Here is a 12,500-nt window from a genome sequence, read left to right as displayed (position 1 = left end):
CATTCAGTGGCCGTGCGCCATGCGGGTGACCCCGGCAGGCGAACCACGGCCACACCATTTCTAATGAGGAGATTCATCATGCAACGTCGCTCTCTCGTGGGCCTGACCTTGATCGCTGCTGCCGCAGCCACCTTGAGCACTGGCGCTCTGGCCGATACAAAATACCCTAACAAGCCCATTCGCCTGATCGTTCCTTTTGCAGCTGGCGGCACCACCGATATCATTGCGCGCGTGATCGCCGACCCCCTGGGCAAGGAGCTGGGCCAGCCCGTGGTGGTGGACAACAAGGGTGGTGCTGGCGGCACCATCGGCGCGGTGGAAACGGTGCGCGCTGCGGCCGATGGCTACACGCTGGGCATTGCCACCGTCTCGACGGTGGCAACCAACCCCGCGATCAACCCCAAGATCTCCTACGACCCGATCAAGGACTTCACGCCCATCATCAATGTGGCGGCCACGCCCAACATCATTGCGGTGAACCCGAAGTTCCCGGCCAAGGACTACAAGGAGTTCGAGGCCGAACTCAAGAAGAACCCCAACAAGTACGCCTACTCGTCCTCGGGCACCGGCGGCATCCAGCACATGCTGATGGAGCTGTACAAGAGCCTTACCGGCATCCAGATGACCCACATCGCCTACCGTGGTGCGGGCCCTGCGCTCAATGACACGGTGGCCGGCCAGGTCAACATGATCCTGGATAACCTGCCCTCGACCCTGCCTTTCGTCAAGGACAACCGCCTGGTGCCCATCGTCGTCGCCGCGCCTGAGCGCCTGGCCGTACTGCCCAATGTGCCGACCTTCAAGGAAGTGGGCCTGGAGCCGGTGAACCGCATGGCTTTCTACGGCATCCTCGCGCCCAAGGGCGTCTCCAAGGATGTGGTGGACCGCATCAATGCCGCCACCAAGAAGGTGCTGGCTGACCCTGCGGTGAAAAAGCGCATCGAGGACACCGGCTCGCTGGTGGTGGGCAACACGCCCGAGCAGTTCGCCGAGCAGATCAAGGCCGAGTTCGACGTCTACAAGGACGTCGTGAAGAAGCAGGACCTGAAGCTGGACTGACCGCCGCTTCCCAAGTCCCCAGCCGCCCGCGCAAGCCGGCGGCTTTTTTCATGCCATGATGCCGGGCATGGCTCGCTCTCCCCGCTCTGCATCCACCCCCTCTGCCACGCCCGGCGGCGCCGCTGCGGCGCAGCCGGTGATCGACCGCTTCATCGATGCGGTGTGGCTGGAAGACGGCCTGGCGCGCAACACCTTGGCGGCCTACCGGCGCGACCTGGTGCTGTACGGCCAGTGGCTCGCGCAGGAGCACCCAGGCCAGGCGCTGGAGCGCAGCGATGAGGCCCAGCTGCAGGCCTTTTTTGCCACCCGCATGGGTGACAAGTCCAGCACGGCCAACCGGCGCCTGACGGTGCTGCGGCGCTTCTTCCATTGGGCGCTGCGCGAGTCGCTGATCAGCGCCGATCCCACCCTGCGCATGCTGGCGGCGCGCCAGCCGCTGCGGGTGCCCAAGACGATGACCTCGGCCATGGTCGATGCCCTGCTGGAAGCGCCCGACGCCGGCAACCCGCTGGGCCTGCGCGACCGCGCGATGCTGGAGCTGATGTATGCCAGCGGCCTGCGCGTGTCCGAATTGGTCGAGCTGCAAAGCGTGCAGCTGAGCCTGGCCGATGGCATCGTGCGCGTGGTGGGCAAAGGCAGCAAGGAGCGGCTGGTGCCCTTTGGCCAGGTGGCCCAGCAGTGGCTGGAGCAGTACCTGGCCGAGAGCCGGCCTGCCATTCTGGCCGGGCGGCAAAGCGCGGACCTGTTTGTGACCCAGCGCGGCAGCGGCATGACGCGGGTCGCCTTCTGGATGATCGTGAAGAAATATGCGCAGCGCGCCGGCATCACCGCGCCGCTGTCACCCCACACCTTGCGCCACGCCTTTGCCACGCATTTGCTCAACCATGGCGCCGATTTGCGGGTGGTGCAGCTGCTGCTGGGCCATGCCGATATCTCCACCACCACCATCTACACCCATGTGGCGCGCGAGCGCCTCAAGGTGCTGCACAGCCAGCACCATCCGCGTGGCTAGCGCGGCGGGCAGCGGCAATCAGATGCCCAGCGGGTTCTTGCGGCCCTTCTCGACCGGGTTGGCCAGCAGCTTTTGCGCGGGGTAGGCGCGCAGAAATTCCTTGGCCTTGTAGGCCGATGAACGCAGCCAGGCGTCATAGGCGCCTTCGTTCAGGATGGCGGGCATGGTCTTGTCGTTGCCGGGCTGCTGGTAGCGGTTCATCAGCGCATGGGCATTGGCGTTGACGGTGATGATCGCATAGCTCAGCAGCTCGGTGCCGTCGTCATCGGTCCAGCGGGACCAGATGCCGGCGACGCCCATCGGCAGGCCATCGACCCGGGCAATGCGCGTGGGCTTGGCCTTGCCGGTGCGGTAGTCGTCGGTGACAAACGCCATCATCGGCACGATGCAGCGCTGGTTGTTCAGCCAGGCATCGCGAAAGGCGGTGCTGGTCGATGCATTGTCGGATTTCACGTTCACCAGTTTGGTGGCGCGCAGCTGGCCATCGGAGGCGGACTTGACCCAGTGCGGCACCAGGCCCCATTGCGCGGGCACCAGCAGGCGGGCTGTGGCCGCCGGCGCAGCGGCGGGTGCGGGCTCGGTAGCAGCGAGGGCGCCGCCCGCTGCTGCCTCTGCAGCGGCCTGCTCGGCCACTGCCGCCTTGCGCGCCGCGTTCTCGGCATCGGTGGCGCCCGTCAGGCTGTTGGTGATGAAGAAGCCGGGCCGGCGCGGCGTCATCTTGCGCTCGCCCATCTCTGCAGGCGGCTCCACCTGGAAGGCGCTGAGGTACAGCTCGGGGGCTTTGAGGGCTTCGTATTGGGTGCTCATGGGCGCAATGGTACGTGAAGGCTGCAGCGGTGCCCGCTGGCGCCGGTTTCTGGCAGAAGATAAAAAGCCCACCCTGGGGCAGGGTGGGCTCGGTGGCAGGCCTTGCGGCCGCAGTGCGTATTTTAAATCAGAGCGACTGGCCCAGCTTGCGCAGAAAGCGCTCGCAGGCCTCGAGCTGGCTGATCTCGACAAACTCATTGGGCTTGTGGGCCTGCTCGATATTGCCCGGGCCGCAGACCACGGTGGGGATGCCCAGGTTCTGGAACAGGCCGGCTTCGGTGCCATAGGCCACCTTGCGCGTGGCCTGGTCGGCAGTCAGCGCACGCACCAGCGCGGTGATGGCAGCTTGCTCGCTGGCTTCCAGCGCCGGGGCGGCAGGGCCGGTTTCGATGTCGATGCGGGCATCGGCAAACTCGCGGCGCATGCGTGGCAGCAGCTCGCCGGTGACATAGCTTTGCACCTTGGCCTGGATGCTCTCGGCCGTCATGCCGGGCAGGTTGCGGAACTCGTAGTTGAACTCGCACAGCTCGGGGATGGTGTTGACCGCGATACCGCCCGAGATCTGGTTGGTCGTCATGGTCGTGAACGGCACATCGTAGAACTCGTCGTAGGGGCCATTGGCCTTGAACTGGTCGGCCACATCGCGGATGTGGCAGATCAGGCGCGCGGCGTATTCAATGGCATTGCAGCCCTTGGGGGTCAGCGACGAATGCGCTGCCTTGCCGTGCACCTTGCAGCGGTACAGGTTGATGCCCTTGTGCGCGACCACCACCTGCATGCTGGTGGGCTCGCCCACCACGCAGCCATCGGCCTGCTGGCCGCGTGCCTTCAAGGCGCGCAGCATCACCGGGGCGCCGGCGCAGCCCACTTCCTCGTCATAGGACAAGGCCAGGTGGATCGGCTTCTTGCGCGGCATCGCGATGAACTCGGGCACCAGCGCGATCGATGCGGCGATATAGCCCTTCATGTCGGCACTGCCACGGCCGTACAGACGGCCTTCTTTTTCAGTCAGCGTGAACGGATCGCTGTCCCAGTTCTGGCCATCGACCGGCACCACATCGGTGTGGCCCGACAGCACGATGCCCCCCTGGGTGCTGCCGTCATCGGCCGGCAGGGTGGCGAACAGGTTGGCCTTGTCGCCCTCGGGGGAGTGGATCAGCTCGACCTTCAGACCCTGGTGGGCCAGTGCATCACGCACGGTTTCGATAAGGGCGAGGTTGGAGTTGCGGCTGGTGGTGTCGAATGCGACCAGCTTTTCCAGCCAGGAGCGGGTGTTCATAGCGCTTCACTTGGTGTTACATGCAAGGGACCGAGTGTAGGGCGCTTGCGCCTTCGCGGCAGCGCGCGCTGCCTAAGCTGGGGTTGGGTGTTGGGGTTTTAGGTGGGTTGGCCCAGTGGCTGGGGCGGAAAGAAAAACGGGAGCATCTGGCTCCCGTTGTGATCCCGGTGGCTCGGAAGGCCATCAGCCCAGCACTTCGAGCAGGCGGTCCAGCCCGCCGGTGTTGATCGCCACCTTGGCCTCGGCGCGCACGCGCGGCTTGGCGTGGAACGCGACCGACAGGCCCACGGCACGCATCATCGGCAGGTCATTGCTGCCATCGCCCACGGCAATCACCTGCTCGGGCTCGATGCCCATCAGCGACGCCAGGCCCAGCACGGTGTTGCGCTTTTCCTCGCCGTCGCAGATATCGCCCCAGCTCTGGTCGATGAGGCTGCCGGTCAGCTGGCCGTCCTTGACCTCGAAGCGGTTGGCACGCACAAAGTCGATGCCCAGCAGGCTTTTGACATGGTCGGCAAAGAAGGTGAAGCCGCCCGAGACCAGCAGCACCTTGAGGCCGGCAGCATGCGCCGCATCGACCAGGGTCTTGGCGCCGGGAGTCAGGGTCAGGCGCTCTTGCAGCACCCGCTCGATCGAGGCCATGGGCACGCCCTGCAGCAAGGCCATGCGCTGGCGCAGGCTGTCCTTGTAGTCGGTGATCTCGCCGCGCATCGCCGCTTCGGTGATCGCCGCGACCTCGGCCTTCTTGCCGGTGATGTCGGCGATCTCGTCAATGCACTCGATGGTGATCAGGGTCGAGTCCATGTCGAACGCGATCAGCTTGTAGTCAGACAGCTTTTGCGGCGTGGCCAGGTTCTGGAGGGTCAGGCCGGGGGCGAATTCGGTGGAGGCACTCATGGGAGCTTTACAGGGGTGAGAGTAGGGGGAATGATAAACGGGCGGGTTCAGACAGGCCGCTCAGGCCGTAGCCGCAGCGGCTGCCGCCACCGGCTTGCCCAGGCTGCGCACCACATCGCGCACCATCTGCACGCGGTCCTTGACCTCGGGCAGGGCGCGCTCGATGCGCAGCTTGTCGTTGCCGGCCAGCTTGATGGCCTTGTTCTTCTGGATCAGGCTGATGATGGTCATCGGCTCGATCGGCGGGTTAGGGTAGAAGGTGATATTGATCACGCCGGGCGCGGCATCGACCTTCTGCACACCAAAGGGCTCGCAGAGCACGCGCAGGCGGTGCACATCGACCAAGGTCTGGGCCTGCGGCGGCAGCTTGCCGAAGCGGTCCACGATCTCTTCGAGCAGGTTGTCGATCTGGTCGCTGGTCTTGGCGGTGGCCAGCTTTTTGTAGAACGACAGGCGCAGGTGCACATCGCCGCAGTAGTCGTTGGGCAGCAGCGCGGGGGCGTGCAGGTTGATGTCGGTGGCGGCAGACAGGGGGCTGAGCAGGTCGGGCTCCTTGCCTTCCTTCAGGCTGCGCACGGCCTCGGACAGCATCTCGTTGTAGAGCTGGTAGCCGATCTCCATCATGTTGCCGCTCTGGTTGTCGCCCAGCACTTCGCCGGCGCCCCGGATTTCCAGGTCATGCATGGCCAGGTAAAAGCCGCTGCCCAGCTCCTCCATCTGCTGGATGGCTTCGAGGCGTTGCGCGGCCTGCTTGGTCAGGCCGTCCAGGTCGGGCACCATCAGATAGGCATAGGCCTGGTGGTAGCTGCGGCCCACGCGGCCGCGCAGCTGGTGCAGCTGCGCCAGACCAAACTTGTCGGCGCGGCTGATGATGATGGTGTTGGCGCTGGGCACGTCGATGCCGGTCTCGATGATGGTCGAGCACAGCAGGATGTTGTAGCGCTGGGCCACAAAGTCGCGCATCACGCGTTCGAGCTCACGCTCGGGCATCTGGCCGTGGGCGACGGCAATGCGGGCCTCGGGCAGGATCTCTTCGAGCTTCTGGCGGCGGTTCTCGATGGTCTCGACCTCGTTGTGCAGAAAGTAGCACTGGCCGCCCCGCTTGAGCTCGCGCAGCACGGCTTCGCGGATCACGCCGGTGCCTTCGCTGCGCACAAAGGTCTTGATCGCAAGGCGGCGCTGCGGCGCGGTGGCGATCACCGACAGATCGCGCAGGCCATCGAGCGCCATGCCCATGGTGCGCGGGATCGGGGTGGCCGTGAGCGTAAGCACATCGACCTCGGCACGCATGGCCTTCATCGCCTCTTTGTGGCGCACGCCAAAGCGGTGCTCTTCATCGATGATCAGCAGGCCCAGGTTCTTGAACTGGGTTTTTTCAGACAGCAGCTTGTGGGTGCCGACGACGATGTCGACGGTGCCGTCGTCCAGGCCCTTGATGGTCGTGCTGACCTCCTTGCCCGAGCGAAAGCGCGACACCAGCGCCACCTTGATCGGCCACTTGGAGAAGCGGTCGGCCAGGGTCTGGTAGTGCTGCTCGGCCAGCAAGGTGGTGGGGGCGAGCAGGGCCACCTGCTTGCCACCGGTGACCGCCACAAAGGCGGCCCGCAAGGCGACTTCGGTCTTGCCAAAGCCCACATCGCCGCAGACCAGGCGGTCCATGGGCTGGGGCGAGATCATGTCCTGGATCACCGCATGGATGGCGGCGCGCTGGTCGGCGGTTTCCTCAAAGCCGAAGTCATTGGCGAACTGTTCATAGTCCTGCGGGCTGTAGCGGAAGGCATGGCCTTCGCGGGCCGCGCGGCGCGCGTAGATGTTGAGCAGCTCGGCAGCAGTGTCGCGTACCTGCTCGGCGGCCTTGCGGCGCGCTTTTTCCCACTGGCCGCTGCCCAGCTTGTGCAGCGGGGCCTCTTCGGCCGATACGCCGGTGTAGCGGCTGATCTGTGCGAGCTGGCTGACCGGCACATAGAGCACGGCCTTGTCGGCATATTCCAGGTGCAGGAACTCCTGCAGCGCCGGTGTGCCATCGGGGTTCTTCTGGCCCACATCCATGTTGATCAGGCCATGGTAGCGGCCGATGCCGTGCTGGGCATGGACGACCGGGTCGCCCACCTTCAGCTCGGACAAGTCCTTGATCAGTGCCTCGACATCGCTGGCCTGCTCTTGGCGGCGCTTGCGGCGGGCACCGCCGGTGGCGGCAAACAGCTCGGTCTCGGTGACAAAGTCAATGCCTTGCTCGGCCCAGCGAAAGCCCTTGGCCAGCGCCGCAGTGGCGATGCCGACGGGCTCGTCGGTGGTCTGCTGGAACTCGGCCAGCGAGTCAAAGGCCGGCGGGTTGAGGCCGCTGGCACGGAAGAAGTCGAGCAGGCTCTCGCGCCGGCCATCGCTTTCGGCCAGCAGCAAGGTACGGGCCTGGCGCTGGGCAATGTGCTGCTGCAGCTTGGCCAGCGGGTCTTCGGCGCCGCGCACCACGGCCAGATCGCCCAGCTTCTGGAAGATGGCGCTGTGCTCCACATCTTCCAATTGCGGGCGCAGCGACAGCTGGGCCATCTGCTTGGCGGTGGCGTAGAACTGGTCGGGGCTCAGGAACAGGCTGTCGGGCGGCAGCACCGGGCGCTCCGGGTCGCCCTGCACCAGGCGGTAGCGGTCGCGCGTATCTTGCCAAAAGCGCTGGAAGGCCGGCTCGATATCGCCATGCAGCACCACGGTGGCCTGGCTGCCCAGGTAGTCGAACACGGTCGCGGTCTCGTCAAAGAACAGCGGCAGGTAGTACTCGATGCCGGCCGTGGCCACGCCGTTGCCCATGTCTTTGTAGATGCGGCTCTTGGTGGGGTCGCCTTCGAGCATCTCGCGCCACTTGTTGCGAAAGCGCGCGCGGGCCTCGTCGTCCATCGGGAACTCACGCCCGGGCAGCAGGCGCACATCCTTGACCGGGTAGAGGCTGCGCTGGGTGTCGGGGTCAAAGGTGCGGATCGAGTCGATCTCGTCATCGAACAGATCAACCCGGTAGGGCACGAGCGAGCCCATCGGGTAGAGATCGATCAGGCCGCCGCGCACCGAGTATTCGCCATGGCTCACCACCTGGGAGACATGGTTGTAGCCCGCCAGCGTGAGCTGGGCCTTGAGGCGTGCCTCGTCCAACTTTTGCCCGGCCTTGAACGCAAAGGTGTAGCCCGCCAGGAAGGACGGGGGGGCGAGGCGGTACAGCGCCGTGGTGGCGGGGATCAGCACCACATCGGCCTCGCCCTGGCTGATGCGCCACAGTGCCGCCAGCCGCTCGCTGATCAGGTCCTGGTGCGGCGAGAAGGTGTCATAGGGCAGGGTTTCCCAGTCGGGAAAGAGTGCGACGCGCAGCTCAGGTGCGAAAAAAGCCAGTTCGTCCTGCAGACGGTGGGCATCGCCCGCATCGGCGGTGATGATCGCGGTGACGCGCTGGCCGGCCGCCTCCCGCGTGGCCAAGGTGGCGAGCAGCAAGGCATCGGCGCTGCCGGGGGGCATGGGCAGCTGAAAACGTTTTCCGGCGGTGAGTTTGGGGAGTTCCATAGGGGGTCTACAACCAGTCCATAGACGGACTACAGCCCAGGGCGGCATGCCGCGCCTGGGCCTATCAAAGCCAAGCGCGCCCAATGGGCGCACCTGACCACACCAAGTTCTAAAAATTTCCAGGGTTCTGCTGCTGAATCCACGCCCCAAACCAGGGGTGCGGACCGGGTGGAGGCGCAAGGCCTCTTTTGCAGCGGAACCCTCCATCACGGGTCTGGCTGACAGCCCCATGCGACCTCTGCATTCTAAAATACCCCCATGAACCAGACCGTCCGCAACGAATTGATCCCTGCTGTACCCAGGGCCGCACCCGACGTGGCTGCGCCGCTGACGGTGCCCGCAACGGTGCCGCCTGCCGACCCGGGCGCCCAGACCCAGGCGCTGGGCCAGATGCGGCAGGAGGTGGTGGCCAGGTTCTGGGCCTTTTTGCCCTGTGCCGGCGTGGGTGCCCGGGCGGTGGATGCCAACCGACCGGCCCATGTGCCCAAGCAATACCAGGAGGTGGCAGGTTGGCCGCTGGTGTTGCACACCCTGGCCGCCTTCATTGCGGCCAAGCCGCTGTCGGGCGTGCTGGTGGGTGTCAGCCCCGGCGATGACTTTTTGCAGCGTTACCAGCGGCCAGGCTTTGCGATCAGCCCCTGCGGTGGCCCCAGCCGGGCCGATACGGTAGCCGGCGGCCTGCGCAGCTTGCTGGGTGACTCGGGCCTGGGTGCCCAGCCCCATGACTGGGTGCTGGTGCATGATGCGGCGCGCTGCCTGATCAAGCCCGGCCAGATCGAACAGCTGATGCAGGAATGTGCGGCCGATGAGGTGGGTGGCCTGCTGGCACTGCCATTGCCCGATACACTCAAGGCAGCGGCCACCGATGTCCATGGCCAAAGCCGGGTCAGCAGCACCTTGCCACGGGTGGACAAATGGCTGGCGCAGACGCCGCAGATGTTCCGCATCGGTACGCTGCTCGAAGCGCTGGAGCGTTGCAACGATGTGACCGATGAGGCCAGTGCCATCGAGGCGCTGGGCTTGCAGCCCCGCCTGGTGCCGGGCAGCAGTTTCAACTTCAAGGTCACCTTTCCGGATGACTTTGCGCTGGCCGAAGCCTTGCTGCTGCAGCGCATGGCCAGCGGGGACAGCCAGGTGGCCGCACTGTTTGAGTGATTCCCCGGTGATGCGTTGCCAAACCCCGCGTGAGGGTTTGGCAGTGGCTTGCACCGCGGGGTGATGTAGATGGACGAGATAAGGGATGCAAATGCTGCAAATGCGCATTGGTGAGGGTTGGGATATTCATGCGCTGGTGCCCGGGCGTGACTTAGTTTTGGGTGGCATCAAGGTGCCGCACACCACGGGCCTGCTGGGCCACTCGGATGCCGATGTGCTGCTGCATGCGATCACCGATGCCTTGGTGGGAGCCGCTGGCATGGGGGATATCGGATCGCATTTTCCCGATACCGATGCCGCTTTCCGGGGTGCCGATTCGGCCGTGCTGCTGGCTGAGGCCATGCGCCGCGTGGCCGCCAAGGGCTGGCAGGTCAACAATGTCGACAGCACCGTGATCGCCCAGGCGCCCAAGCTGGCGCCGCACATACCGGCGATGCGCGCCAATATTGCGAAGACCTTGGGTATTGATGAGTCCCAGGTCAATGTGAAAGCCAAGACGGCCGAAAAGATGGGCCCGGTGGGCCAGGGCGCGGCCATGGAGGCACGTGCGGTGGTGCTGCTGGTGCGTGCGGCTGGCGAGCAGGGCTGAGCAAACGGCTGTCTTGAAGGGATGAACGGCCTGCCAGAGGCGGTCATCGTGGCCGCTGTGAAGGCGCCTTCTCAGCTCTCTTCGTACTGCGCCAGGACTTGCGCCCCGGTGAGCTTGGGCGTGTCGTTGGCCAGGTCGTAATAGGCCGGTTTTTCGTCGATGAAAATCTGCGCCGACAGCTGCAGGCCTTCCTCATCCTGGAACAGGCCGGCCGACAGAAAATGTTCGTTGGTGGCCAGCAGGCGGTAGAACAGGTGCGTGCCGCAATGGCTGCAAAAGGCACGCTCGGCCCAGGGAGACGAGGCATAGCGGGCAACGGGACCGGTCAGCTCCACCTCGGTGCCGCCATGCAGCGTAAAGGCGGGGCCCTCACCCCAGCGTCTGCACATGCTGCAATGGCATACATGGACATCTTGTACGGTCGGTGCGGTCACATGGACTGCACCGCAAAGGCACTGGGCTTGCATGTCAACTCCTTGGGCAGGCATTGAGGTGCCAGCATTCTATGCACAGACATCGCTTTGTGCCAGCGCTGCGTGCCCGCCGGCATGCGAAGCCATGCCGGCGGGCGCTTCTTACTGCAGATCTGCCAGATTGGTCGGCGCGCCTGGCAGATGCCGCTTGATCTGCGGGCGCAGCAGGCGGCGCTTGGGCTCCTTACCGATCGCCTGGTCGGGCGCGCGGCGCAGGTAGATGCTGGTGACCAGGCCCGTGCTGCCGTCCGAGGCATTGACCATGCTCAAGCGTCCGCCCATGCGTTGCACGGTTTTCTCGACGATCGACAGGCCCAGCCCTGCGCCTGCCGCCGCGGTGCGCGCGGTGTCGCCGCGGTAAAACGGCTTGGTCAGGCTGCTCAACTGGTCCTTGGAGACGCCCGGGCCATGGTCCCGCATGCGGATGGTGACCGTGCTTTCGCTGAACTTGACGGTGATGTCCACCCGGGTGTGCGAGGCACCCGGTGTCTTGCCATAGCGGCGTGCGTTTTCCAGGACGTTGGAGAGCACACGCGAGAGCTCGATCTCATCGGCGTTGACCATCAGCTCTTCGGGCACCTTCATGTGCACCTGCAGCTCCTGGTGGTCCTGCACCGCGTAGACGCAAGAGGACACGACGCCATAGACATTGACGGGGGCGAGCTTGGCAGCGTGGTCGGGGCGGGCGTAGTCGAGGAACTTGTCGATGGTGGCATCGAGCTGCACGATGTCGGCCACCATGTGCTCGCGCGCGACCTGGTCGAACACGCTCATCTCGGTCTCCAGCCGCAGCCGGGCCAGCGGGGTGCGCAGGTCGTGCGAGATGCCGGCGAGCATCACCGCGCGGTCTTGTTCCAGCTTGGACAGGCGCTCACTCATGCGGTTGAAGCCGATGTTCACCTCGCGGATCTCGCTGGTGACCGCGTCTTCATCGAGCTGCGCTGCAAAATCGCCTTCGCGCAGCCGGTTGGTGGCGCTGGAGAGCTGCTTGAGCGGCCGGTTGATGAGGCCGGCAATCACCGCGGCTCCAGCCAACGACAGCGCCGCAGCGGTCAGCACCCACACCAGCCAGGTCTTGCCGCCGGCCGGGTTGAAGCGCGAAGGCTCGATCAGAAACCAGTTTTGGTCGCCATCGATGGTGAAGCCCACCCACAGGCCTTCTTCGCCGTTGACGCTGCTGGCCACGATGGTGCTGGGGCCCAGGCGCTTGGTGACTTCCTGCGTCAGGCGCGCGCCCAGCGGGGTGGAGTTGTCGATGGATTCATATACGTCCTTGGGCTCACGCGGGACGATGCGCACCCCTTCCTGGTCCGCCATGGTCTTGACCAGGGAGACGCGGGCGATGGCATCGGAGTGCATCAGTGCGGCACGGCTGAGGTTGACCAGCGAGGCGATCTGCTGGGCTGTCTGGATGGCGCGCGGTTCCGTCTCCAGCGAGCGCAGGGTCTGCACCCAGGCCAGGATGCTGCCCGTCAGCAGGATGGCGAGCAGAAAGAAGGTGCGCCAGAAGAGATTGAGGCCGACGCGGGTGCGCTTGTTGCTGTGCGCGGCCGCTGTGGTGCTGCCTTCCAGCGGGGCCAGGCCGGATTGGTCGGGATCGTTGACGGGGGTAGGAGCCATGGGCCGTGTGCGTGTAGAAGAGTCGGATCAATAAAGACCGGGATTGCCTGGTATTTTCGCTGTAAAGCG

Annotated in this window: 10 protein-coding genes; 4 read left to right on the top strand and 6 right to left on the bottom strand. The window is 65.3% G+C overall.

Annotation, left to right across the window (positions count from 1 at the left end; translation table 11 throughout):
- Positions 1-78: 78 nt before the first annotated feature.
- Positions 79-1,059 carry a tripartite tricarboxylate transporter substrate binding protein BugE gene (locus MJ205_RS12800; protein WP_027011016.1) on the top strand — a complete coding sequence of 327 codons (981 nt, stop codon included), beginning with the start codon at positions 79-81 and terminating at the stop codon, positions 1,057-1,059.
- 67 nt (positions 1,060-1,126) lie between these two features.
- The gene (xerD, locus tag MJ205_RS12795) at positions 1,127-2,071 is read left to right on the top strand and encodes a site-specific tyrosine recombinase XerD (protein ID WP_239808818.1); all 945 of its coding nucleotides are present in this window, start codon (positions 1,127-1,129) and stop codon (positions 2,069-2,071) included.
- 18 nt (positions 2,072-2,089) lie between these two features.
- Here the strand turns inward: xerD and MJ205_RS12790 are convergent, their stop codons facing one another.
- The 4 genes from MJ205_RS12790 to mfd all read right to left on the bottom strand — a co-directional run bounded on the left by MJ205_RS12790 (position 2,090) and on the right by mfd (position 8,594).
- On the bottom strand, positions 2,090-2,878 hold the full coding sequence (locus MJ205_RS12790; protein ID WP_239808817.1) for an SOS response-associated peptidase: 789 nt from the start codon (positions 2,876-2,878) through the stop codon (positions 2,090-2,092).
- Between the two features lie 127 nt (positions 2,879-3,005).
- Positions 3,006-4,157, bottom strand: a complete 1,152-nt coding sequence (gene argE / locus MJ205_RS12785) for an acetylornithine deacetylase (RefSeq protein ID WP_239808816.1) — start codon at positions 4,155-4,157, stop codon at positions 3,006-3,008.
- 183 nt (positions 4,158-4,340) lie between these two features.
- The gene (gene serB, locus MJ205_RS12780; protein WP_239808815.1) at positions 4,341-5,054 is read right to left on the bottom strand and encodes a phosphoserine phosphatase SerB; all 714 of its coding nucleotides are present in this window, start codon (positions 5,052-5,054) and stop codon (positions 4,341-4,343) included.
- A 60-nt stretch (positions 5,055-5,114) separates the two neighbouring features.
- Positions 5,115-8,594 carry a transcription-repair coupling factor gene (gene mfd, locus MJ205_RS12775; protein ID WP_239808814.1) on the bottom strand — a complete coding sequence of 1,160 codons (3,480 nt, stop codon included), beginning with the start codon at positions 8,592-8,594 and terminating at the stop codon, positions 5,115-5,117.
- 258 nt (positions 8,595-8,852) lie between these two features.
- Here mfd and MJ205_RS12770 point away from each other — a divergent pair, with 258 nt between their 5' ends.
- Both MJ205_RS12770 and ispF read left to right on the top strand, forming a co-directional pair.
- Positions 8,853-9,749, top strand: coding sequence for an IspD/TarI family cytidylyltransferase (locus MJ205_RS12770; protein ID WP_373450682.1), 897 nt, complete (start codon positions 8,853-8,855; stop codon positions 9,747-9,749).
- 85 nt (positions 9,750-9,834) lie between these two features.
- Entirely contained in the window at positions 9,835-10,338 is a 504-nt protein-coding gene (gene ispF, locus MJ205_RS12765) for a 2-C-methyl-D-erythritol 2,4-cyclodiphosphate synthase (RefSeq protein ID WP_239808813.1), read from the top strand.
- A 71-nt stretch (positions 10,339-10,409) separates the two neighbouring features.
- Here the strand turns inward: ispF and MJ205_RS12760 are convergent, their stop codons facing one another.
- A complete protein-coding gene (locus tag MJ205_RS12760) occupies positions 10,410-10,805 on the bottom strand; it encodes a GFA family protein (RefSeq protein WP_256460932.1) in 396 nt (131 codons plus the stop codon).
- A 108-nt stretch (positions 10,806-10,913) separates the two neighbouring features.
- Positions 10,914-12,431, bottom strand: coding sequence for a sensor histidine kinase (locus MJ205_RS12755; protein WP_239808811.1), 1,518 nt, complete (start codon positions 12,429-12,431; stop codon positions 10,914-10,916).
- Positions 12,432-12,500 lie beyond the last annotated feature (69 nt).

Source organism: Comamonas sp. B21-038 (genome assembly GCF_022387135.1).
Taxonomy (GTDB): domain Bacteria; phylum Pseudomonadota; class Gammaproteobacteria; order Burkholderiales; family Burkholderiaceae_C; genus Comamonas; species Comamonas sediminis.
This window is presented reverse-complemented; position numbering and strand designations above follow the sequence as displayed.